A 23,154-nucleotide genomic window follows, 5' to 3' on the forward strand; every position below is an offset into this window, starting at 1 on the left:
TTCAAATACTCCTTTCACCTTCTATTATTTCACTAAAATAATTTATTTTATCCTTAATTTTTTCATTATCCACTAATTTTCCCTGTTGTAAATAAATCAATTCGTCAGCATTTTTTAAAGTCTGTAAGCGATGACCAATGATTATTACAGTTACTTTATTTTTTAAATCAGATAAAATTCTTTGTATCAACTTTTCATTATATACATCTAAATTTTCCATAGGTTCATCTAATAATAATAATTTTGGTCTACCAATTAAAGCTCTAGCTAAACCTAAACGACGCTTTTGCCCAGAACTTAAATTTATCGCTGAAGTTATTTCTGTATCATATCCCTGTGATAGTGATTTTATAAATTCATCTAAATTTACCAACTGACAAATATGTTCTATTTCTTTTAAATTAAAATCTCTACCTAAAGTTATATTTTCCCTGATTGTCGCTGAAAAAATATATGGCTCTTGAGCTACCCAGCCAATTTGACTTTGCCACCATTGTTTATCTAAATCAGCTAAATTATAATCATTGATTAAGATTTCTCCATATTGGCATTTTTCTATACCTAATAATAATTTAAATAATGTGGATTTTCCTGCCCCATTATCTCCAGTCAAAACAAACTGCTTGCCTTTTTTTATTTTTAAACTAAAATCATCAATTGCCCATTTATCGCTATCTTGATATTTATAATAAACATTTTTCAATTCAATCTGCACAATATCTGTATCATTAAATTTTAAATTTGTCTTACTTTCCTTTATACAGTTTAGTTTATCAATCATAGCATAAATTTCACTAGAAGCTGTAATCCCATTCATGGCATCATGAAAAGCTGAACCAAATTGACGAAAAGGCTGGTAAAATTGTGGTGCTATCAATAAGATAAAAAATACAGGTAAAAATTCCACATGTCCATAGATGAGTCTAAGACCAATATTTACAGCGATAATAGCTATACTTAATGTAGAAATAAATTCTAACATAAAAGCTGAAATAAAAGCTATGCGCAAAACTTTTAAAGTCGCTTGACTAAAAAGTTTACCATTTTTATTTATTTCACTTAATTGTCTTTGTGTTTGATTATACGCTTTAACAATCAATAAACCAGGCAATAAATCTGCCATATACATAGTTAATTTTTGAAAAACTTGCCACTGTTTTTTATTTTCCTTATCTGCAATTTTGCCAATTAAAATCATAAAAAATGGTATTAATGGTGCAGTAATCAAAAAAATCAATCCAGATATCCAATCATTGATAAAAGTAAATATCAATAAAATGAGCGGAATTGTACTCAATAAACCTAATTGTGGTATAAATGACGTTAAATAAATATCTAATTTATCAACGCCTTTTGTAATCAAGGCTATCCATTGCCCTTTTGCATATGAACTAGCTAAAAAACTACGCTGAGCCAATACTTCAAATAATTGTTTACGTAAATTGCTTTGTACATTTAATGATATTTTCTCCATTTGATAATGATTAAAATAATTTAGTATTGCCTTTATACAAAAAAAGAAAAACAGCAACACCAATAATGGCGTTGCTGTACTACTTTCTAAGCGAGATAAAAGTAATTTATCTGCTATATAAGCAATAATATATGCTATAGCTACAATCATCATAGCTTGCATAATATTTGATATCATCACCAAAATCAACTGTCGTTTAAAAGGGAAAATATCTTTTAATAAATTTTTATCTATCATTTTTTTAATTAATATTCTAAGTCATGATGACTTACACGTTTTCTAAATACCCAATAAGTCCAACCTTGATAAATGAGTACTACTGGTACAAAGCAAACAGCAGCAATTGTCATTATAGTCAAAGTATATTCAGTAGAAGAAGCGTTATAAATTGTTAAACTCCAATCTGGATTTAAAGTGGATATTAAAATACGTGGGAATAATCCTGCAAATACTGCAACTGTTGTAAATACAATAGCTAAAGAAGAACCGATAAAGCCTTTAACATATTGTTGTTTTTTATAAACTAATAAGATAGAAGCTACAAAAGAAACAGCTGCTAGAATAAATAAAATAACAGAAGAAATTGACGCAAACATATCTGTATTCAATGCAGTTAAAATCAAGCAAAGTACATAGAAAATAGCTGCTATACCACCAAGGCATACAGATACGATACGCAATCTATCAATCATTTTTGTATCAGCAAGACGAAGTGTTAAAAATACTGTTCCATGATAAGCAAATACCAATAAGAAAGTAATACCACCAACGATAGTATATAAAGATAATAAATCAAAGAAAGTACCTTTATAAATCATTTCACCATTGATAGCGAAACCTTTCATCATATTACTTACAGCAACGCCCCATAAAAATGCAGGTAAGGCACTGCCAAAGAAAATCATATAATCCCATAAGCTTCGCCAATATGTGCAATCGTGTTTACTTCTAAATTCAAAAGCTACACCACGAACAATTAAACCTAAGAGCATCAAAAACAATGCCATATAAAGCATACTAAACATAGTAGCATATACATGAGGGAATGCTGCAAACATAGCACCGCCAGCAGTAATCATCCAAACTTCATTACCATCCCAAACTGGACCTATGGAATTAATGAGCATACGGCGTTCTACATCATTTTTCGCAAAAAATGGTAAAATCGTACCTACGCCATAGTCAAAGCCCTCTAAGAAGAAGAAACCTACAAATAAAACTGTTACAAGTATAAACCATACAATTTGTAAATCCATTATGCCTGCCCTCCTTCATCATCCATCTTATGAGCATCTTTTTTCACGAATTTAAGAGCTATAAAGATAGCAGCTACAGCTAATAAAGCATAAATAAGTGTAAAACCTACCAATGTAATTAAAACTTCTGTACTAGTGATATTTTGAGATACTGCATCAGATACTTTTTGCAAACCTACTACCATCCATGGCTGACGACCAGCTTCAGTGATTATCCAACCAAAAGTATTTGCTATAAATGGCAATGGCAATAATAATACTAAAATATTTAAGAGCCAACGAGCATTTTCCAAACGTTTTGTATAGAATAAAAAGCCTGCTAAAATCATTGCACCAATCATAGCTACACCGCAAGCTATCATAATTCTAAAGCTCCAGAATAACAAAACTACATTTGGAATGTAATCATCATAACCATATTGTTGAATATATTGTTCTTGCAATTCATTTATGCCTTTTACTTCGCCTTCTGGGCTATCATAAATAAGCATAGATAACATATATGGCACTTCAATAGCATCATAATTTACCTTATTTTCTGTATCAATATTAGCTATTACAGTGAAAGGAGCTGGATTTTCAGTTTCCCATAAAGCCTCCATAGCTGCCATCTTCATTGGTACATTTTTACCGATAAATTGAGCCTGTAAATGTCCACTGCCCATTACTAAGAACAAACCAATTAAACTATAGATAATACCTGATTTTATCGCTGTTTTAAATGTTTCTACATTTTGACCAGACAATAAACGATAAGCACTTACAGCCACTACAATCACACCAGCTGTAACAATACCAGATAATACAGTATGAGCATATTGCCCTACAACATAAGGATTAGTTACTAATGCGAAAAAGTCTGTCATTTCAGCTCTGCCATTAGCAATAGTATAACCTACAGGATGTTGCATAAAAGAATTTGCAACTAAAATCCAAAAAGCAGATAAATTACTACCAAAAGCTACAAGCCAAATAGATAAACAATGTAATTTTTTGGATAAACGACCTTCACCAAAAATCCATACACCTAAAAATACAGACTCTAAGAAAAATGCAGTCAATGCTTCTAGTGCAAGTGGTGCCCCAAAAATATCTCCCATGAAACGAGAGTATTCAGACCAGTTCATACCAAAATGAAATTCCTGTACGATACCAGTTACCACACCCATGGCAAATGAAATGATAAAGAGTTTTCCAAAGAATTTTGCTAAACGCTTATAAACTACATTATCTGTTTTTAAATACATAGTCTGCATAATAGCAATGAAAATGGATAAACCTAATGAAACCGGAACAAATAAAAAATGGTAAATTGTTGTAATTGCAAATTGCAATCTAGATAGAGTTATAACATCCATAATATAAAACCTCCTTTGTAGTGTATATTTAAGTTAAGTATACACTAATAACTTATATAGACGCAAGATTTATTATTTATAGATAATTATTATCATAACTCCTCAAAAATAATCTTTATAAAATCATCTAAATAATATATACTCGTTATTATCCAATTTATTATCTTTGGTTTTTATTGCAAATTTTTATTTTTTATCTAGGTGGTTTATGTGAAAAAATTTCTTCATTCTTTATTTATATTTTTTATTGGACTTTTAATCGGTGCTATTTTAACTTTTAATACTTTAGGTTTAATTTTAGGCAATATTTTATATATGGAGCTTAGCAATCCCCAATTAAATATCAATCTCACTAGCATCGTAAATCATTCTCAAGATTTAACGAGAATAAATCAATATCAACAAGAAAATCCTAATGCTCAAAAAGTTGCTCTATACACGCCTTATGGTGACAGTTCTCGTGAATTAGTTGGTACTTTTATCAACAATAATTCCAAATATAAAAAGACAATTATTTTAATTCATGGTCTTTATCAAAATCGTTCCATGTGCTTAAATTATGTCAATATCTATAAACAATTAGGATTCAATGTCTTATTGATTGATTTACGTGGTCATGGTGAAAGTGATGGCATCATCACTTGGGGACAAACAGAAATCCGTGATATTGATATGTGGTGCGATTATCTTCGCAATACAAAACAACAAGAATTAATTGGCATTCATGGAATTTCTCTAGGTGGTGCATTTGCCCTCTTGCACAGTGGATTATCTGTTCACCCTGCTGATTTTTACATTGAAGATAGTTCTTATAGTGATTTAAAAGGTCTTTATTACAATCATCTACACAGCATGATACAATTACCTAATGATTCCAAAATTCTTGATATCTTGTGGATTTATTCTCAAGTCTGCATGTATTGGCATACAGGTTCAACTTTAGATAAATTAGCTCCATTAAAAGCAGTAGCTCACTCCACAAGCCCTACATTATTTTTACATGGCAGTGCAGATACTTTAATCCCGCCAAATACACTTCAAGAATTATACGATAATTGCCGTGCAACAAAATCTATGCATATGTTCAAAGACTCTACACATGCTCAAGCTATTTCTAATTATCCTAATGAATATTTTAATGTAATAAAAGATTTTCTCGTTAATAATCATTTTACAACTATACAAAATTAAAAATTTTATTGTATCTTGACAATAAAAAATAGTTTTGATATCATGAACACAGATTAATATATTTAAAATCTATGAGCAAGAATAGTAACTATGATAAAAGCTTTACAGAGAATCGACGATGCTGAGAGTTCGATAAGCACTTATGATAGCGAATGGACTTGTGAGATGTAGCCTGAGCCATAATATTATGGGGTAAGCACTATCGGCCTTTTCCACCGTTATACGGAAACGAGTATCGGATATAAAAAATCCCGCACTTTGTATTTAGTAAGATAATTTGCTACTTAGTTCAACTAAGGGTGGCACGAGTATAACGCCTCTCGTTCCTTTTTATAGGGATTGAGAGGCTTTTTTATTTGTTTGTTATTTGATTGGAGGATTTATTTATGGAGTTACGTTGGATAACTATTACTACTTTATTATTAGCCATCGGTGTAATTTTACGTATGGTTTCGCCAAATATTGGTGGCATATCTTTAAACTGGAATATTGTAATGTATTGTTTAGCGATATTATTATGTAGACCGACAATAAAACAAGGTTTCGGCATTGGTTTAGTTTCCGGTATCATCGCTATGATGACATCTAAAGCTGCTCTACCTTATGCTAATTTAATAAGTGATCCATTAGCTGCTACTATTTGCGCTTTAATGGTCAATAGCAATCTTTTCAACATTAAAAAATCTAAAATTTCACTAATTCCTTTTATCGTTGTATTTATCACTACTTTTATCAGTGGCGGTACTTTTGTTACTTTGACGAAAATCTTTCTACAACTTCCTATGAATATTTATCTTTATGCTATGCTTCCTGCTGTAGCTTTAGTTGCTCTTTTAGGTGCTGTTGCTGGTCAATTGTTATATTTACCTGCTTTTAAAATTTTCAATGCCAAATTAAATAAAAATGATAAACAATTTTCTTTGCACGATATAAATTTGACTATTCCTCAAGGTTCTTTTTGTGTAATCACAGGTGTAAATGGCAGTGGTAAAACTTCTTTAATCTTAAATATAGCTGGCAGTAAACCTGCATATCTAAGTGAAATCACCACTAGCAAAATAAATATAGCCGATATTGATATCTTGAATACACCACCTAAAAAACTCAATGAATTAATCGGTGTTGTCATGGCTGATTACAATGCTCAACTCGTAACGCAAACAGTTGGCGATGAAATCGCTTTTTCTCTTGAAACATCTGTTCTTAATGCTCAAGAAATCATCAATAGACGACGCGACCTTTTAGCTAGCGTTGGTCTATCCGATAAAGAAGATATGCCGATTTCAGCTTTATCTGGCGGACAAAAACAACGACTTGCTATTGCCTCTATAATGGCAATGAATACACCTATCATCATTCTTGATGAACCAGTTGCAGCCATTGACCCTGAAGGCGCAAAAGATATCTATAATTTATTAGTCAATCTCAATAAAAGATATAATAAAACAATTATTGTAACTGAACATGATTTGAAATATGTGCTTGATATTGCTGACCAACTTTGTGTAATTGATAATGGTCATTTAGCTTACAGTGGTAATGTAGATGATTGTTTAAAATATATGTATGAAGAAAAAATTTATCCTGAAGTTATTCCTCTTCGCTGGAAAATACGCTATGAAATAGGTGATAATCATGTTAACGCTAAATAATATTTCTTTTAGCTATCAAAAAAATAGATTTATCTTAAAGAACATCTCCACCAATATAGATGATACAAAAATCACAGCTATAGCTGGCAGAAATGGCAGTGGTAAAACAACATTAACTAGACTTTTAATGGGACTTGTGCACCCTAATAGAGGCTCTATGATTTTAGATGATATTGATATCACCAAAAAAGAACCATATGAAATGGCTCAATATATCGGTTATGTATTTCAAAATCCTGACCAACAATTATTCGCTTCCACTGTTTTTGAAGAAGTAGCTTTTGCACCAAGAAAATTAGGTTGTAATGAACATACTATAAAAAAACGTGTCGAAGAAGTTTTAAAAATAACTAATCTTCAAGATGTAATTTGGGAAATGCCTCAAGTTTTAACCTTAGGGCAAAAACAGCGATTATCTATTGCTTGCGCCTTAGCTGCCAAACCTAAAATCTTAATCTTAGATGAACCTACCTCTGGGCAAGATTGCCGAGAACGCACTATGTTATTGCGCTTGATGCGAAAATTAAATGCTCAAGGTTTAGGTATCATCATGGTAACACATGATATGGATATCTTAGCTGAACATGCTGATAAAGTCATCGTCATCAATCAAGGAGAACTTGCTTTTGATGGTACGCCACTTGATTTATTTTCCCAAAAAGAATTGACGCTAAAGCTCGGTTTAGAATTACCTGAAGCTGTTTGTATCAGTCAGGAATTAGGTCTTGATATTTGTCTTACACCTATGGAAATTTACGCTCATTTACACAAACGAGGTTGATTATAATGTATAAATTAACTGCTTTAACAAAATTAATTTTAGCTATTATGATTTCAATAGCGTCTTTAATTACTAATGACTTATATATCTTAAGTATATTAGCCCTTATCGAAGTTTTTACTTGTTTTTATTTACCTAAGACAAAGTTACTTTGGAGCGCTCTTGGTATTTTAATTTTTTTCAGCTTTATTTTATTTCTAATTCAACTTGTTTGCGGTACTGATTTAAATACCTCCATTGCTTCTGCTCTCAAAATGTTCATCATGGCAGTATCTTTATTATTGCTCTTGCAAACCACTTCTGCTAGAGAGCTCACAGCTTCATTAGTAAAACAATTCCATTTACCTTATCAATACGCTTTTATGATTACTGCTATTTTGCGTTTTGTTCCTGATATATTAGAAGAAAGCTCTGCTGTTCGTGATGCCCAGAGCTGCCGAGGTTTTAAACCTTCATCAAATCCATTTCGTCGCATTTTTGACTATATGATGGTAATTAAACCCATGGTTTTTCGCTCTATTTCTCGCAGTGAAAATATGGCGCTCAGTCTTCAAATGAGAGGATTTTCTTCTCCTAAGCCAAGAGTATTTATCATTGATACTAAATTAAGAGCTATAGATTATATTTCTATGATTTTATTTCTTCTAATCTTATCTTTATTATTTTATTTCATCTAAAACTAATAAAAAAACTGCTAGCATATTATATCTAGCAGTTTTTTATTTATAACAATTTTATTTTTTTAAAATAACATCAACAAGACCTACTGCATATGGTGTTATCTCATATCTTTGGAACAATACATGTAAATCCATATTTTCATCTAAATAAAATTCTTGAGGAAATGCTGTTACATCTTTATGGAAATCAAATAGATGTTGACCTACCTGTGCTTTTATTTCTTTATTTAAATTATCTATTGTATAAATATTTTTTCCACTTTGCTTATCTATATTAATAACTTGAGAAAATTGTATTAAATTACCTTGTTCATCAAAGCTTAATCCATAAGCATACGTATTTGGATGAGCCGCACCTTTATACATAGTAGAACAATTTATTATCACACTAAAAACTTTATCGCTATTTGCTTTTATTTCATATCCGATAAAACCTGTAAGGTCTCTACCAATATCATTTTCTTGTTGAACATTTTGATTAAAGTCATTTATTATCTTAGTAATCTGTCTATTTATTCTAGATTTCACTAAAATATTATCTGCATTTACTACTGGATATTTCCCCTCTACAAACTCACTGTCCAATGTCTTTTCTTGCACTTCATAATAGCTTGATTGCGCAAATGTAACCGACATTGATAAAAGCATTACCATAAATAAACTCATTAAAATTTTCCACGATTTTTGCATAAGAAACCCTCCCTTAAATGCACTTTTTTTCATTATATCTTAACAATATTAAAAAATTCTTAAAATTACTTGTTATTTACTAAAAATTATATTATTATTAAATTAATCCTTCCTAATTTTAGAAGATATAAGCAAGATAAAAGTCCTACGTTCGGCAATTTCGTAGGACTTTTTATTTTTATCTAATTAAATATTTCTAAATTTATTATTTGCCTTGAAAATTAGGTTGACGTTTTTGTTTAAAAGCCAAAATTCCTTCCTTACAATCTTCTGTTCCTAAACAAAAAGTCTGTACGAGAGCTTCTTCATCAAGAAAATCTTTTAAATTTGCATATGATTTATTTAACATTTTCTTCATATACATAATAGCCATAGGCGCACCTTGAGCTATTTTTTGTGCTATTTTTTCTGTTTCTATCTTCAAATCTTCTTTTGTATAGACATGCATTACCATTTTTAATTTTTCTGCTTCTTGAGCACTGATTACATCAGCTGTGAACATCAATTCTTTCGCTTTTTGCAATCCTACTGTTTCTTTTAATAAATACATACCGCCACAATCAGGAACTAAACCAACATTGACAAAACTTTGAATAAATTTGGCATCTTCACTACTACATACAATATCACAAGCTAACATTAAATTAACACCAGCGCCAGCGGTAACACCATTTATCATACCAATGACAGGTTTTGCACAATTTCTCAATTTTAGAGTCATCTCGCCTACACGTTCAATAAAAGCTTTTCTTTTTTTATCATCATTTAAGCTTTCTAAATAACCTAAATCACCACCAGCACAAAAAGCTCTACCTGCACCAGTTAAAATAATTACGCGAACATCTTCATCTTCTACAAAAATATCTAAGGCACGATGAAATTCTTCCACTAAATCTGCATTCATTGCATTTAAACTTTTAGGACGATTTAATGTAATTATCCCTAGATGCTCATTTTTTTCCATTAAAACACTTTGCATATTTGCCACCTCATATTTTTAATAATCTTAAAATATTTTCCATAGTTAATATCATATTTTCTTTGCTTTTCAAGGCTGATTTACTAAATTCCATAGGTTCTTTATTAATGCTAAATATAGCTGTTATACCTTTATTATACGCTTCTTGAATATTTTCACCAATAGCTCCTGTTACCACAATTACAGGAGTTTTATATTTTTGACTGCGATTTGCCACACCCATGACTACTTTTCCATGCAAAGATTGACTATCAAATTTACCTTCACCTGTAAATACAATATCTGCTTTTGAAACTAATTCATCAAAATTTATCGTATCTAAAACAACATCTATGCCTTTAGTTAATTTACTTTGCAAAAAAGCTATACTGCCTGCACCTAAACCACCAGCAGCTCCAGCTCCTTTGATATCTTTCACCTCAATATGTAAATCTCGTTTAATTATTTTTGCTAAATGAGCTAACCCTTCATCTAATAATTTAACCATATCTTCATCTGCACCTTTTTGCGGAGCAAAAACTGCTGACGCACCTAATCTGCCACATAAAGGATTATCCACATCACACATAGATATAAATTCTATATCTTTTATCTTTGGATATATATTATTCATGTCAATTTTATAAATTTTAGACAATGTCCCACCTGTTGGTATAAATTCTTGGTCTTGTTCATCTTTAAATTTCACGCCTAAAGCAGCAGCCATACCACAACCGCCATCATTTGTCGCACTTCCACCAAGACCTAAAATTATTTTTTTAGCCCCACTATTTATAGCATCTACGATTAATTCACCCACACCGAATGTAGTTGTTTTATCTGGCTCTAAGCGATTTTTCACCAATGGTAATCCAGCACAAGCAGCCATCTCTATGACAGCTATATTATCTTTTAACATAGCATAATGAGCTAATATTTTCTGTTCATTAAAAGCATCACTTACCCAAACACTTTTCTTTTCCCCACCAAGAGCATATAAAAATGCATCTACTGTTCCTTCACCACCGTCAGCTACAGGCACACTGATGATATTTGCATCTTTATATAAATTTTTTATTGATGACTTCATGATATTGCAGACTTCTATAGCTGATAAAGTTCCCTTAAAAGAGTCAGGCACTAAAATAAAATTTTGCATAAAACATTTCACACCTTTGTTATATTTACTATTTTCTTCATATTTTATATTATATAGTTAAAATTTTTATTTCATCTTATTTATACTGGAGGTAGCTTTATGGCTGTAAAAATCACAGGATATTATAAATTACCTAATGAAATCGAACCTCAATTAATAGAGTTTGACAAAGTATTCAATATTTCCTTTATGCGTAAATATACTAACTATAAAACTTTTGCCAAATTTTTAACAGGTGGTAGATTTAACATCACTTGCCAAAAAGATTTTGAAGAATTACCAGAAGATTTAATGGATAAACATGTAGCTAAGAATACTCAATTCAAAACATGGCAAGAAATGTTAGATTTTGCTACAGATAAATATATAATCAGTAAACAAAAATAAATAAGAAAAGCACAGCTTATAATAAGCTGTGCTTTTCTTATTTATTTAGAATAGGAATGGGGAAAACTTTGTTTTAAGCTTTAATAGCTTTATAATTTTCAATTACAAGCTGATAAAGTTTTTGATCTGCTGTAAGTTCAGAATATTTTTCTACTGCTTTTTCAATACCATTGTCAGCAATATAAGCCTGAATTTCTACAGCTTGTTCATCTTCTTTGTAATCAAAAGTATATCCTGTAGCAATAGCTTTTGCTAAGTGAGTATTATCAAGACCATAAGATTCAGCCAATAAAGCTGGTCCTACTAAACGGTCTTTAAGATTTAATTTACGGATAGGAGAACGACCTACACGTACTACTTCATCATGTAATGCTTCTAAGGAAATACGTTTTAAGATTTTTTCGATATAAGCTTCTAATTCTTCAAATTTAAATGGATATTTTTTAGTCATTGCCATAGCTGATTCTTTCATTACAGCTACTACATCAGCTTTAATTTCTGGAACTTCTAAAGCATCATGAATTGTTTCACAATTATTATGATAACCAAAATATGCAGTTGCAGCATGACCGCAGTTAAATACATAGAGTTTACGTTCAAGATACATGCCAAGATTTTCTACATATTCTGCACCTTTAATTGGTTGAGCTTCTGGATTTACCATTTTGTCTTTTTCAATAACAAGTTCAAAAGCTGCTTGAATTTGAGGTACTCTTACGCCATTTATAACTGTGCTAAGTGCAATTCTATCTACAGCTACATTTGGGAAAGCGCCTACTTTATCAAGTTCTTCTTCTGTTACTGGTGCTTTAGTATTTTCTACTAAAGCTTTTTTCAACATATCTGTAGCATAAAAAGCATTTTCACAAGCCATAACGTCTACTTTACCTATGCCACGATTTAAACGTTCTTTTAATCCTTTAGCAAGTGTAGGAGCTATTTTATCTAAATTATCAACACAAACAGATGTTGTAATTAAATCAGCTTCACAAATTGCTTCCACAATATCTGCTTCATTAGTAATTGGAGAAAAAGCTTTTACATTTTTAATTACTTTCTTTTCATTATTATCAATGATATACATTTCATAAGAATTTGTTTCATTGATATAATCAACAGTTGCTTTTACTACATCAACAAAAGTTGTAGAAAAACCAGATTCATATAATAATTCTCCAATAAAACCTCTACCGATATTACCAGCACCAAAATGCACTGCTTTCATTTAAAATACCCCCTATTATCTAGAACTTAATCATTAGATTTTGTAAATAAGTTATATAAAGCTTCTTTATCTTTTGTAACGAATAATTCTTCTAATTGTTCATCAGTATATTCGTCAAGAGCAATAGCAATATTAGCTAAGATAGCAAGATGTTCGTCGCCTTTACCTGCGATACCAACAACTAATTTTGCTTTACCTGTGCCAAATTCTACACCATTAGGGAATTGTAATACTACAATACCTGATTTTTTAACTGTGTCTTTTACTGCATTTTCACCATGTGGAATAGCAATGCCACGTCCCATGTATGTGCTTACATCTTGTTCACGTGCAAGCATACCATTAATATATTCTTTGCCAACATAGCCAGATTTATACAATAATTCACCAGCCATTTTTATAGCTTCTTCTTTAGTAACTGTATCTAAGCACATTTTAATATTTTCACGTTTTAATACAGTTTCATCTTCAACAGCATTTTCTTTGCTATCTGTAACTTCTTCTACTTTAGCTTCTACATTTTGTAATTTAGCTAAAATAATATCATAAACATCATTTTTAATGAAATCTTGTACAAATAAATGTTCAGCTTGTGGAGAATCTGCGATTGCACGGTCTGCTAATTTTTCATGAGATACTACAATCTGAGCATCAGATGGAATATTACCGATAGCACAGTTTGTTACAGAAATATATCCATAACCTGCTTTTTTCAATTTATTGCGAAGTGCGCTTGCACCCATAGCAGAAGAACCCATACCTGCATCGCAAGCATAAATAATTTTCTTAAGTTCGCTACCTTTTACTACTACATCACTTTCAACACGTTTGCTACCACGGTTTTTCATATCTTGCATATTTTGTTGAGCTTCTTCTAAGGAAGAACCGTCATCTTTAGAAGCTTTGATGAAGATAGAAGCGATTACGAAAGATACTGCTGTAGCTACTACTACTGCTGCGATATTTGCGAAATATGCTCCTTTTGGAGTCATTGCTAAGATTGCAAAAATACTACCTGGAGAAGCTGGAGCGATAAGACCACCATTTAAAACGCTTAATGTGAATACGCCAGCCATACCTGCTGGAATAACTGCTAATAAGAGGATTGGTTTCATGAGAATGTATGGGAAATAAATTTCATGAATACCACCCAAGAAGTGGATAATCACTGCACCTGGAGCAGAGCTTTTTGCCATGCCTTTACCTACTAAACAGAAAGCAAGTAATACACCAAGACCAGGGCCTGGGTTAGATTCAATCATAAAGAAGATGGATTTTCCAAGTTCTTGAGATTCCTGAATACCAATTGGGCTGAATACACCATGGTTGATAGCATTATTCAAGAATAATACTTTTGCAGGTTCAACCAAAATAGATACGAGTGGAATAAGACCTAAGTTTACAATAAATTCAACGCCACCGCGTAAAATATCATTTAAGGAACTTACTACTGGACCTACGATAGCATAAGCAAGAATTGCTAAAATACCACCTAAAATACCAGCAGAGAAGTTATTGATGAGCATTTCAAATCCTGTTGGGATTTTATCTTGGAAAGCTTCATCAAATTTTTTAATACACCAACCACCAAATGGACCAACAATCATTGCTCCTAAGAACATTGGAATGTCAGAACCAGCGATGATACCAGCTGTTGCGATAGCACCTAAAACACCGCCACGATGTTGATAAATAGCACTACCACCACTATAACCAATCAATAGTGGGATTAACCATTTTGACATAGGGCCACCTGCAGCTGCTAAATATTCATTTGGTATCCAACCAGTTGGAATAAATAATGCTGTGAGTAAACCCCAAGCGATAAATGCACCGATATTTGGCATTACCATTCCGCTTAAAAATCTACCAAATTTTTGCATCTTTTCTTGAGCAACATTTCCTGCTTTTGCTTCAGACATTTTTAACCCTCCATTACCTTTTTATATTTTTTCTTAAAATAATTTGTATATATTTTTTCTAGTTCCAAATAAATTTCTGCCTTAGAACCTTGATGTAAAATATCTAATAAGTTCGTATTTTCTATAATGCTCTCGGATAAAACTCCCATCGTTTCTAAAGCTTTTTCATCAGCTTTATCTGGAACTAATAAAATCAACACTGTAGATATTTCTTTTTCATTTACTTTTAAAGATTTTTCTAACTGAATAATCCCTACTGTCAAATTTTGTATAACTTTAGATTTTGTATGTAATAACATTAAATCTTTAATAATAGTGCTACCTTTTTCTTCTCTTGATTTCAAGTCAGCTTCCAAAATTTGACTTATATTTTCTTTTAATAAATAAATACTAACAAAACTACATAACTCTTCTTTAGAATTAACATTTACCATATCTTGATAAAAGAAATTCTTCAAAATAGATTTAATATAAAAACCAAATAGATTAAGTTCGCTCAATTTCTCAACTAAACTCTTATTATCTTTATGATACTCTCCACTATTTTCATCAGGTAATAATTGCATTTGATGAATGATATTATCTATATCCTTATCATCTAACATGAAATTTACAATCACTACTGGTATTGTCGCTTCATTTATTTCCACAGTGGAAATTATAAAATCTATGCCTTCATTTTGATAAAATTCATAGTTTATATTGATTGCAGAAACAATAGCTACAATATTTAAATTGGTGAATTTTTGTTTTAGTTGACTTGCTAATAATTTTGATGTGCCAATTCCTGTAGGACAAGCTACCAAAACATTATATTTTCTCGCTTTTTGCAAACTTGCATCTTCTAAAGTGGAACCTAAATGCATTGCTAAATAAGCAATTTCCGCTTCTGGTAAATTAACCCCTAATTTTTCCTCTAAAGGTTTAGCTGCTTTTTTAGCTAATTTCATCCATTGAGGATATTTCTCTTTCATCTCATTTAGTAGTGGATTACGTATCTCCAAATTTAATTTTATTCTCGTTGCCGCTGGCCCTAAGTGTTTTACAAGACCTATTAATAATTTACTTTTCTTAGCTATAAAAATACCACTTTCTTCTTGAGCTATAGCTATTATTTTTTTTGCAATTTTTATCAAAGCAAAATTATCATAATTATTAATAGTGCCTTCTTGATAATTGTTTCTAGCTCCTAAAAGATGCATAGTGATAAAACCACTTTCTTCTTCTGGAACTACGATATCAAAGACTTTCGCAATCTCTTCACTTATCTTAAATGCTAAATCAAATTCTTTTTTCTTTTTCAATTCTGTTAAAAACTTAGTATCAATTTTTATAATTTCACCTTTTAATAAACGCTGTATCGCTAATGTAAGATGAACTACCAAGCCTGAAAAAGCATTTATCGATAAATTATAATTCTCTCTTTCCACTACTGTAGTTATTGCTTTTTCTACTTTTTGAATGATATCTTTATCGACTAAGTCCAATAAAAACTTATCCGTGCCACTTTTTAATTTAATATTTTTTTCTTGTTTATTTAAGACATTTAGAATGTTTTTCTCATGGAGATTTTTATAAATATGACTTATAATCGCTTTCCTGATGTCTTTCTCTAATCCCTCTAAATAAATCCCTAAACCAGGTTTGCGAACTAAATTCATATTCATCTTTTTTATCCATGTTTCTAATTTGTCTAAATCATTGCTTATAGTGGCTTCTGTTACATTCAATAATTTTGCCAAAGTCAATAACTTTATAGGTTCTTGTGATTTTAACAAATGACTTAATACTATATTTTGTCTTTCCACTGGCGAATATTCATGCAAACCATTAGATTGGATTTGTTCTAGCATTTTTTGCCTTTGCTCTTCAGTCCCTATGATTTGCATACCCTTGCTAGTTTTTCTTTCTAAAATTAAATCATTTTCATTTAAAATCTTTTCAACATTAACTAATTGTCTAGTTACTGTCTTTATACTTACTTGTAGTAAATCAGCTATTTCACTAGCTGTTACATAAGTATTTCTTTTTATAAGTTCATTAATTATAAATTTCGAACGTTCGTTTATTTTCATACAATTAATTCCTTATAGTTTAATATTAAATAACCGGTTTATTTCTACAATTAAATTATAATAGAGAATTGTTCGTAAATTCAATCTAAAGTTATATTATTAAGTCTTTAATCCTTTAGGACAAAATTAAATAATGTCTAAAATAGAAAAACTACATTCAATAAATTCATAAAAATGAATATTAAATGTAGCTTTTTATAACCTATAATATATTTTATAAATCTTTTAAACTGCGAATGCCATTTTTTACATAATCAACTGGTCTGCTCCAATCAACATGTACATCAGTTACTTCCCATAAACGAGTAAGTGCTAATTGAAGTGTTTCCACATCATCTAATGGATTAATAGTTATTGTAGTAAAATCATGTAATGTTTCATGTGGTACTTGTAAAGTTAATGGTGTATTTAAAAACTCTTCTACTTTTTGTTTAGCTACTTCATTTGCCAAAACAATATTTGCAGATTTAGTATCAGCTGTATACTCAATATATCCTAAATCACTATGACAAGAAATAGCTACACTATAATTATTTTCCATAAAAAATCCCTTCTTTTATCAATAACGTTATACTTATTTTAACTGAGCCTAATAATCTGCGCAAGTAAAAATGCAATTTGCAATTCTAACCTGTTCACTCTTGCACAGATTTCATCTTTATGCTATTATATTATCAGTTAATAACGGAGTATGCCTGCAATGTGCGTAGGTCTTTTTATATTGTCTAACCTTACTCTTTCTAAACGGGAATCTGGCTGTGATATTTGTGCTGCTGAATCGTCTCGAACGAATAGCAAAACTCTTATCCAAGATACCCACCTGCACCAAGCAGGTCTAGGCGAATAAAAGATAACGGCATTATGGGCATATAAAAAAGCATTGTTTTACAAAAAGTGAAACAATGCTTTTTTGTTTGTCAAAAATCCATTTAAGATTGCAAAATTCTAGCCTTTAGTAAAAACTATGTAAAATATAAAATCTTCTCTTGTAGTAGCTATCAAAAAATTTTATACTGATTACATATTAATATAATATCCATTATTTTTTATAAAATATAACTTACATTTAATCTATATTTATGAGGTGTTCTTATGCAAAAAATTTACTGTGTTGAAGATGACGAAAGCGTTCGCGAACTTGTCATCTATGCATTACAATCTTCTGGATTTGAAGCTCAAGGCTTTGTCAATGCTGAAGAATTTTTTCCTGTACTAAAAAATAATGTGCCTGATTTAATTCTTTTAGACATTATGCTTCCTGGCATTGATGGCATTGAAATTCTCAAAGAAGTTCGTAAAAATCCTAAAACACAACATACTCCTATCATCATGCTCACAGCTCGTGGTAGTGAATATGATAAAATAACTGGTCTTGATAATGGTGCTGATGATTATGTAACTAAACCATTCGGTGTAATGGAATTAATCGCACGCATAAAAGCAGTTTTACGTCGCAGTGCAAAAATCAATGTAGCACAAGATAAAGCTACTAATGATTTATCTGCTAGTAATGGTCTTCTTGTATTAAATCATGATTTCCATAAAGTCTATGTAAATAATGAAGAAGTCATTTTGACATTAAAAGAATTTGAACTTTTATATTATCTATTAAAAAATAAAAATATCGTTATTTCCCGCGATAAAATTATGGATGAAGTATGGGATTATAATTATGCATCTGAAACTCGTACTGTCGATGTGCATATAAAAACGCTTCGCCATAAATTAGGAGTAGCCAGCAAATTAATCGAAACTATCCGTGGAGTCGGTTATAAAATCATTGATTAATATGAGTATGAAGCAAAAAATCTTCAATTATATGTGCTTTTTAGTATCTATAGCTGTTATTTGTACTTTTATTTTGACTTTGACCTTATGTTATCCATTATTTTTTGAACATACAAAACAAGAAGTTAAAGATGAGGCTACTTATTTAACTTATGTTTTTAATCATCATTTAACAGACCCTAAAGAATTACTAAAAGATGCACAGACACAAACACGCATTACCTGGATTGACCCTGAAGGCAATGTTATCTTTGATAATAGTGCTGAACCAGATAAAATGGAAAATCATCTTTTGCGTCAAGAAGTACAAATTGCCCAAAAAGTAGGAACAGGTGAATCTTATCGCATCTCAACTACGCTTGGAACTAATACGTATTATTACGCTGTGAGATTAGATGATAATTCTGTTTTACGTCTTTCTCGCAATAATGTCAGTGCATACGATATGGTTCAAGAAGCTTTGCCGATATTGTTAGCTATGATGTTATTAATCTATTTAACTTCTCTATTGGCTGCTCGCCGTATGGCTAGAAATATCATTGCACCTATAAATTCTATCAATCTTGAGCATCCTATTATGAATGACTTGTATGAAGAATTAAATCCTATGTTAATTCGTTTAGAAAATCAAAATGAGCAAATTCACCAACAAATGAAGACTTTAAAAAATCAACAGCGTGAATTTACCATGATTATCAACAATATAGAAGAAGGTTTAATCTTAATCAATCATTCTTATAAAATATTAGCTATAAACCATAGTGTATTAAATATCTTAAACGCCGAAAAAATAGACTATATTGATAAAAATCTCTTTACGCTTATCAATAATGAAACATTATATCAAGCTGCTCAAAATGTAATGCGTGGAGAACGACAAGAGTTTTATTTACCTCTTGATAAAAAAACTTATCAAATCATTGCCAGCCCTGTAACTAAGCATAATACAGTAAAAGGTGCTTTAATTCTCTTTGTAGATATCACGGAAAAACGCATGGCAGAAAAAATGCGCCAAGAATTTTCCGCTAATGTATCTCATGAATTAAAAACACCACTCACTTCTATTTCTGGATTTGCTGAACTTTTACAAAATAATATGGTTCGACCAAATGACATTCCTTTATTTGCTGGCAAAATCTATAAAGAGGCTCAACGTCTAATCAATTTAATTCAAGATATAATCAAACTTTCTCAACTTGATGAAAAAAATAGTACCTTTATGAAAGAACCGCTAAATCTTTCTGCTATCTGTAAACAAATTATTTTACGTCTAAATGATAAAGCATTGACAAAACAGGTGAAACTCATTTTTAAAGAAGTTCCTACCAGTGAAATTATCGGTGTTCGTCAATTAATCGAAGAATTAATTTATAACCTCATCGAAAATGCTATAAAATACAATAAAGCCAATGGTTCTGTCTTTATTTCTTTATTAAATGAAGACAAAAATCATCTTATCTTAGAAGTAAAAGATACAGGAATAGGTATAGCATCAGACGATTTACCACATGTATTTGAAAGATTTTATCGTGCTGATAAATCCCGTTCTCAAATCAATGTAGAAGGTACAGGCTTAGGTCTTGCTATCGTTAAACATATTGCTGAATTCCATCATGCTAATTTAACAATTCAAAGTAAACCTAATGAAGGAACTTGTATTAGAATTCACTTTTCTTTAAAATCAGATTAAAAAATTTTTTAAACCCCTATTTTAGGGGTTTTCTTATTGTTTAAGCTAAAATTTTTGGTATAATAAGTAGAGTAACAAATTTTATAATATATATAATGAGGGTGCATGCTTATGCGATTAATAAAAAATATTATTTGTCTTACTGTATTAATGGTTTTCACATTATTCCATACTCAAATTAGTTTTGCGGCTGATTCTGAATGGTATTGGATTAGCTCAGATGATAAATATAGTAAATATTTTTCTATGACAAGAATTACTACTGTTTCTAGTCAAAATAACATTCCTACTTGTATTGCAGACTGGATAAAAACAGGTTACGCTCCAGGTGGAGCAGCTGAAACTATAGCTAATATGAAACTTCCTATCAATGACCCTAATCAATTAGTCTATAGCTTAGCTCGCGTTCAAATCAATCCTCAAGAAAGAACCTTACGCTATATGGAAGAAATCTTCTATGATAAAGATGGCAAGGCTCTTTATACACTTAAATATGATAATCCTGTAAATAAAGATATCAACTCTCAATCTTTTGATGAAAAATTCTATGCTATGATTGTAGACCGTGTATTTAATAAAGGTGAAGGCGGTCGTCTTATTTCTAATGCTCGTTGGCTTGGCTTATGGAGCAATGAATCTGGAGAAAGCAGTGCTGATACAGCAACACTTCGTCAAATAGATAACAATATCATTGTTTGGATTTGGCAAGAAAACAAAGACTCTGCTGGTAATGTTTCCTCTATCCAATTCATGAAAAAAGAATATAATGTACAAAATTTAACAGCTAGAACATTAAAATATAATTTCTGGTCCCCTGATACAAATTGGATTGATAAAACACCTAATCTCGACAAAAATATGCATTCTATCATTCCTGAAAGCACAGAAGATGTAGAATTCAAGAAAATAAGATATTATGCTAATAAATATCCTGAATGGGCAACACGTTATCAAATCAATAAAACAGCTACTGTTCCAACAAACACAACAGCAACTACTACAACTCCAACACCTACTACACCTGTAAACTCTACTACAACATCACCAGCTGCTAGTGGTGTTACAAATCCTATTGGCTCTGTAGGTCCTATTGGAGCTCCTATAAATTAAAATTTGCGACTTAGTTTTAGTTATGCTAAAATTTAGCTTATTAAATTCATCTAACTAATTTAGATTGAAATTGCGGCTGTAGCTCAGACGGATAGAGCATTCGCCTCCTAAGCGAAGGGTCGCGTGTTCGACTCACGCCAGTCGCACCATTAATTTAATAATTAAACAATAAAAGGATATCAAATGATATCCTTTTTTTTATTTTCATTTTTAAAATCTTGTTTTTTCTCGAAGAATAAACTATAATATAAGAAAATTAAAAATCCACTAGGGGTGCTTGTAAAAGCTGAGAGGAAATATTCCGACCCTTAGAACCTGATTTGGTTAAGACCAACGTAGGGAAGTGGCAAATAAATGATTATCAAGGCAGATTTGCAACTTTCTTTGCATATCTGCTTATTTTTTTGCCATTTATCACTTATATTATGGAGGCAAAATTATGACAATGACACAAATGCAATCAGCTAGAGCTGGTAAAATCACTGATGAAATGAAAATCGTAGCTCAAGAAGAAAAAATGAATATTGAAACTCTTCGTGAACGCGTTGCCAATGGTACTATCGCTATTTGTGCTAATATCAATCATCAAAATTTACACCCTTATGGTGTAGGCAAAGGACTTTGTACTAAAGTAAATGCTAATATCGGCACATCTAGTGCTTTTCCTGACCCAGCTCCTGAAATCAAAAAATTAAATGTCGCTATCACATCTGGTGCTCATTCTGTAATGGATTTAAGCACAGGAAATAATATTGATGCTTCTCGTCAAGCTATTTTAAAACATTCCACTGTAATGGTAGGAACTGTGCCAATTTATCAGGCAACAGTTGATGCCATCAAAGCTCATGGTGCTGTCGTGAAAATGACGGAAGAAGATTTACTTCATGCCATTGAAAAACAAGCTAAAGATGGCGCCGATTTCATGACTATTCACTGTGGTGTAACTATGGATGTAATCAATCGCATGAAAGCAGAAGGTCGTTATATGGACGTAGTTAGTCGCGGTGGTTCATTCATCACTGGCTGGATGCTCTACAATGAAAAAAATAATCCACTTTATGAACGCTATGATGATATCTTAGATATCTGTGCAAAATATGATGTTACTATGAGTCTTGGCGATGGTCTTCGTCCTGGCTGTCTTGCTGATGCTACTGACCACGCTCAAATTCAAGAACTTTTAAATTTAGGTGGACTTGTAAAACGCGCTTGGGATAGAGGTGTACAAGTCATGGTCGAAGGTCCAGGTCATGTACCATTTGACCAAATAGCTACAAATATGAAATTGCAAAAAAGCATTTGTCATAATGCTCCATTTTATGTTCTTGGCCCACTTGTTACTGATATAGCTCCTGGATATGACCATATCACTGCTGCAATCGGTGGTACTATGGCAGCATCTTGTGGTGCAGATTTTCTTTGCTATGTAACTCCAGCCGAACATCTTGCTTTACCAAATGTTCAAGATGTAAAAGATGGTGTTATTGTAACTAGAATTGCCGCTCATGCTGCTGATATCGTAAAAAATGTACCAGGTGCAAAAGATTGGGATTTAAATATGGCTAAAGCTCGTAAAAAACTTGATTGGGAAGAACAAATGAATTTAGCTATTGACCCACAAACAGCTCGTCAAAGACGCGCTTCACGCAATCCAGAAGGCACAACTGCTTGCTCTATGTGTGGCGATTATTGTGCTGTTGAAATCGTCAATAAATATCTCGGTGCTACAATCGAACATTGTTAATTTAAAAATGCAGG

The 23,154-nt window shown here is 31.4% G+C and carries 19 protein-coding genes, 1 tRNA gene, 1 other RNA gene and 1 riboswitch; of the genes, 11 read left to right on the forward strand and 10 right to left on the reverse strand.

Features of this window, described 5'->3' with window-relative positions; all coding sequences use genetic code 11:
- Position 1 precedes the first annotated feature (1 nt).
- The 3 genes from cydD to BMX03_RS05870 are packed head-to-tail and all read right to left on the reverse strand — an operon-like array spanning position 2 to position 4,088.
- Entirely contained in the window at positions 2-1,711 is a 1,710-nt protein-coding gene (cydD, locus tag BMX03_RS05860; RefSeq protein WP_091694342.1) for a thiol reductant ABC exporter subunit CydD, read from the reverse strand.
- An 8-nt stretch (positions 1,712-1,719) separates the two neighbouring features.
- Positions 1,720-2,730, reverse strand: coding sequence for a cytochrome d ubiquinol oxidase subunit II (gene cydB, locus BMX03_RS05865; protein WP_091694345.1), 1,011 nt, complete (start codon positions 2,728-2,730; stop codon positions 1,720-1,722).
- The gene (locus tag BMX03_RS05870) at positions 2,730-4,088 is read right to left on the reverse strand and encodes a cytochrome ubiquinol oxidase subunit I (RefSeq protein ID WP_091694347.1); all 1,359 of its coding nucleotides are present in this window, start codon (positions 4,086-4,088) and stop codon (positions 2,730-2,732) included. The genes cydB and BMX03_RS05870 overlap by 1 nt, the downstream gene beginning before the upstream one ends.
- A gap of 210 nt (positions 4,089-4,298) precedes the next feature.
- Between BMX03_RS05870 and BMX03_RS05875 the strand changes: the two genes are divergently transcribed.
- From BMX03_RS05875 to BMX03_RS05890, 4 genes are all read left to right on the forward strand, one after another.
- Entirely contained in the window at positions 4,299-5,279 is a 981-nt protein-coding gene (locus BMX03_RS05875) for an alpha/beta hydrolase (RefSeq protein WP_008540039.1), read from the forward strand.
- A gap of 386 nt (positions 5,280-5,665) precedes the next feature.
- Complete coding sequence (locus BMX03_RS05880) at positions 5,666-6,931, forward strand: ABC transporter ATP-binding protein (RefSeq protein ID WP_022227739.1); 1,266 nt, start codon at positions 5,666-5,668, stop codon at positions 6,929-6,931.
- Positions 6,915-7,712: an energy-coupling factor ABC transporter ATP-binding protein gene (locus BMX03_RS05885; RefSeq protein ID WP_022227738.1), complete on the forward strand. Its 798-nt coding sequence runs from the start codon at positions 6,915-6,917 to the stop codon at positions 7,710-7,712. The genes BMX03_RS05880 and BMX03_RS05885 overlap by 17 nt, the downstream gene beginning before the upstream one ends.
- 5 nt (positions 7,713-7,717) lie before the next feature.
- Positions 7,718-8,389: an energy-coupling factor transporter transmembrane component T family protein gene (locus BMX03_RS05890; protein WP_091694350.1), complete on the forward strand. Its 672-nt coding sequence runs from the start codon at positions 7,718-7,720 to the stop codon at positions 8,387-8,389.
- 57 nt (positions 8,390-8,446) lie between these two features.
- On the opposite strand, the gene BMX03_RS05895 is transcribed toward BMX03_RS05890, so the two are convergent.
- From BMX03_RS05895 to BMX03_RS05905, 3 genes are all read right to left on the reverse strand, one after another.
- Positions 8,447-9,082, reverse strand: a complete 636-nt coding sequence (locus BMX03_RS05895) for a DUF3298 and DUF4163 domain-containing protein (RefSeq protein ID WP_022227736.1) — start codon at positions 9,080-9,082, stop codon at positions 8,447-8,449.
- A gap of 205 nt (positions 9,083-9,287) precedes the next feature.
- Positions 9,288-10,061 carry an enoyl-CoA hydratase/isomerase family protein gene (locus BMX03_RS05900; RefSeq protein WP_022227735.1) on the reverse strand — a complete coding sequence of 258 codons (774 nt, stop codon included), beginning with the start codon at positions 10,059-10,061 and terminating at the stop codon, positions 9,288-9,290.
- 10 nt (positions 10,062-10,071) lie between these two features.
- Positions 10,072-11,199, reverse strand: a complete 1,128-nt coding sequence (locus BMX03_RS05905) for a glycerate kinase family protein (RefSeq protein WP_091694352.1) — start codon at positions 11,197-11,199, stop codon at positions 10,072-10,074.
- Positions 11,200-11,298: 99 nt separating this feature from the next.
- On the opposite strand from BMX03_RS05905, the gene BMX03_RS05910 reads away from it, so the two are divergent.
- Positions 11,299-11,586 carry a hypothetical protein gene (locus BMX03_RS05910; protein ID WP_091694355.1) on the forward strand — a complete coding sequence of 96 codons (288 nt, stop codon included), beginning with the start codon at positions 11,299-11,301 and terminating at the stop codon, positions 11,584-11,586.
- 73 nt (positions 11,587-11,659) lie between these two features.
- Here the strand turns inward: BMX03_RS05910 and BMX03_RS05915 are convergent, their stop codons facing one another.
- The 4 genes from BMX03_RS05915 to BMX03_RS05930 form a co-directional block, all read right to left on the reverse strand.
- Positions 11,660-12,811: a mannitol-1-phosphate 5-dehydrogenase gene (locus tag BMX03_RS05915; protein WP_091694357.1), complete on the reverse strand. Its 1,152-nt coding sequence runs from the start codon at positions 12,809-12,811 to the stop codon at positions 11,660-11,662.
- Between the two features lie 26 nt (positions 12,812-12,837).
- Positions 12,838-14,733 (reverse strand): PTS mannitol transporter subunit IICBA, encoded by a 1,896-nt coding sequence (locus BMX03_RS05920; protein ID WP_008540051.1) that lies wholly within the window; start codon positions 14,731-14,733, stop codon positions 12,838-12,840.
- 2 nt (positions 14,734-14,735) lie between these two features.
- Positions 14,736-16,808, reverse strand: coding sequence for a BglG family transcription antiterminator (locus BMX03_RS05925; protein ID WP_022227733.1), 2,073 nt, complete (start codon positions 16,806-16,808; stop codon positions 14,736-14,738).
- Between the two features lie 214 nt (positions 16,809-17,022).
- The gene (locus BMX03_RS05930) at positions 17,023-17,349 is read right to left on the reverse strand and encodes a hypothetical protein (RefSeq protein WP_015563467.1); all 327 of its coding nucleotides are present in this window, start codon (positions 17,347-17,349) and stop codon (positions 17,023-17,025) included.
- Positions 17,350-17,497: 148 nt separating this feature from the next.
- On the opposite strand from BMX03_RS05930, the gene ssrS reads away from it, so the two are divergent.
- The 6 genes from ssrS (at position 17,498) to thiC (ending at position 23,140) form a co-directional block, all read left to right on the forward strand.
- Positions 17,498-17,680: non-coding RNA, 6S RNA (ssrS, locus tag BMX03_RS05935), on the forward strand.
- Positions 17,681-17,900: 220 nt separating this feature from the next.
- Complete coding sequence (locus BMX03_RS05940) at positions 17,901-18,596, forward strand: response regulator transcription factor (protein ID WP_091694360.1); 696 nt, start codon at positions 17,901-17,903, stop codon at positions 18,594-18,596.
- Position 18,597: 1 nt separating this feature from the next.
- Positions 18,598-20,286, forward strand: coding sequence for a sensor histidine kinase (locus BMX03_RS05945; RefSeq protein ID WP_225092124.1), 1,689 nt, complete (start codon positions 18,598-18,600; stop codon positions 20,284-20,286).
- Positions 20,287-20,397: 111 nt separating this feature from the next.
- Positions 20,398-21,396, forward strand: a complete 999-nt coding sequence (locus BMX03_RS05950; RefSeq protein WP_022227731.1) for a hypothetical protein — start codon at positions 20,398-20,400, stop codon at positions 21,394-21,396.
- Positions 21,397-21,468: 72 nt separating this feature from the next.
- Positions 21,469-21,545: transfer RNA gene (locus BMX03_RS05955), tRNA-Arg, on the forward strand.
- 110 nt (positions 21,546-21,655) lie between these two features.
- A riboswitch (TPP riboswitch) is annotated at positions 21,656-21,755 on the forward strand.
- A gap of 80 nt (positions 21,756-21,835) precedes the next feature.
- Positions 21,836-23,140 (forward strand): phosphomethylpyrimidine synthase ThiC, encoded by a 1,305-nt coding sequence (thiC, locus tag BMX03_RS05960; RefSeq protein ID WP_022227730.1) that lies wholly within the window; start codon positions 21,836-21,838, stop codon positions 23,138-23,140.
- The last annotated feature ends 14 nt before the right edge of the window (positions 23,141-23,154 follow it).

It is taken from the genome of Megamonas sp. Calf98-2 (assembly GCF_900110235.1).
GTDB lineage: Bacteria > Bacillota > Negativicutes > Selenomonadales > Selenomonadaceae > Megamonas > Megamonas funiformis.

Bases quoted from the DNA above. Each gene is read 5' to 3' on its own strand.
- cydD (WP_091694342.1), bottom strand. From the start codon at position 1,711: ATGATAGATAAAAATTTATTAAAAGATATTTTCCCTTTTAAACGACAG.
- cydB (WP_091694345.1), bottom strand. From the start codon at position 2,730: ATGGATTTACAAATTGTATGGTTTATACTTGTAACAGTTTTATTTGTA.
- BMX03_RS05870 (WP_091694347.1), bottom strand. From the start codon at position 4,088: ATGGATGTTATAACTCTATCTAGATTGCAATTTGCAATTACAACAATT.
- BMX03_RS05880 (WP_022227739.1), top strand. From the start codon at position 5,666: ATGGAGTTACGTTGGATAACTATTACTACTTTATTATTAGCCATCGGT.
- BMX03_RS05885 (WP_022227738.1), top strand. From the start codon at position 6,915: ATGTTAACGCTAAATAATATTTCTTTTAGCTATCAAAAAAATAGATTT.
- BMX03_RS05890 (WP_091694350.1), top strand. From the start codon at position 7,718: ATGTATAAATTAACTGCTTTAACAAAATTAATTTTAGCTATTATGATT.
- BMX03_RS05895 (WP_022227736.1), bottom strand. From the start codon at position 9,082: ATGCAAAAATCGTGGAAAATTTTAATGAGTTTATTTATGGTAATGCTT.
- BMX03_RS05900 (WP_022227735.1), bottom strand. From the start codon at position 10,061: ATGCAAAGTGTTTTAATGGAAAAAAATGAGCATCTAGGGATAATTACA.
- BMX03_RS05905 (WP_091694352.1), bottom strand. From the start codon at position 11,199: ATGCAAAATTTTATTTTAGTGCCTGACTCTTTTAAGGGAACTTTATCA.
- BMX03_RS05910 (WP_091694355.1), top strand. From the start codon at position 11,299: ATGGCTGTAAAAATCACAGGATATTATAAATTACCTAATGAAATCGAA.
- BMX03_RS05915 (WP_091694357.1), bottom strand. From the start codon at position 12,811: ATGAAAGCAGTGCATTTTGGTGCTGGTAATATCGGTAGAGGTTTTATT.
- BMX03_RS05920 (WP_008540051.1), bottom strand. From the start codon at position 14,733: ATGTCTGAAGCAAAAGCAGGAAATGTTGCTCAAGAAAAGATGCAAAAA.
- BMX03_RS05925 (WP_022227733.1), bottom strand. From the start codon at position 16,808: ATGAAAATAAACGAACGTTCGAAATTTATAATTAATGAACTTATAAAA.
- BMX03_RS05930 (WP_015563467.1), bottom strand. From the start codon at position 17,349: ATGGAAAATAATTATAGTGTAGCTATTTCTTGTCATAGTGATTTAGGA.
- BMX03_RS05940 (WP_091694360.1), top strand. From the start codon at position 17,901: ATGCAAAAAATTTACTGTGTTGAAGATGACGAAAGCGTTCGCGAACTT.
- BMX03_RS05945 (WP_225092124.1), top strand. From the start codon at position 18,598: ATGAGTATGAAGCAAAAAATCTTCAATTATATGTGCTTTTTAGTATCT.
- BMX03_RS05950 (WP_022227731.1), top strand. From the start codon at position 20,398: ATGCGATTAATAAAAAATATTATTTGTCTTACTGTATTAATGGTTTTC.
- thiC (WP_022227730.1), top strand. From the start codon at position 21,836: ATGACAATGACACAAATGCAATCAGCTAGAGCTGGTAAAATCACTGAT.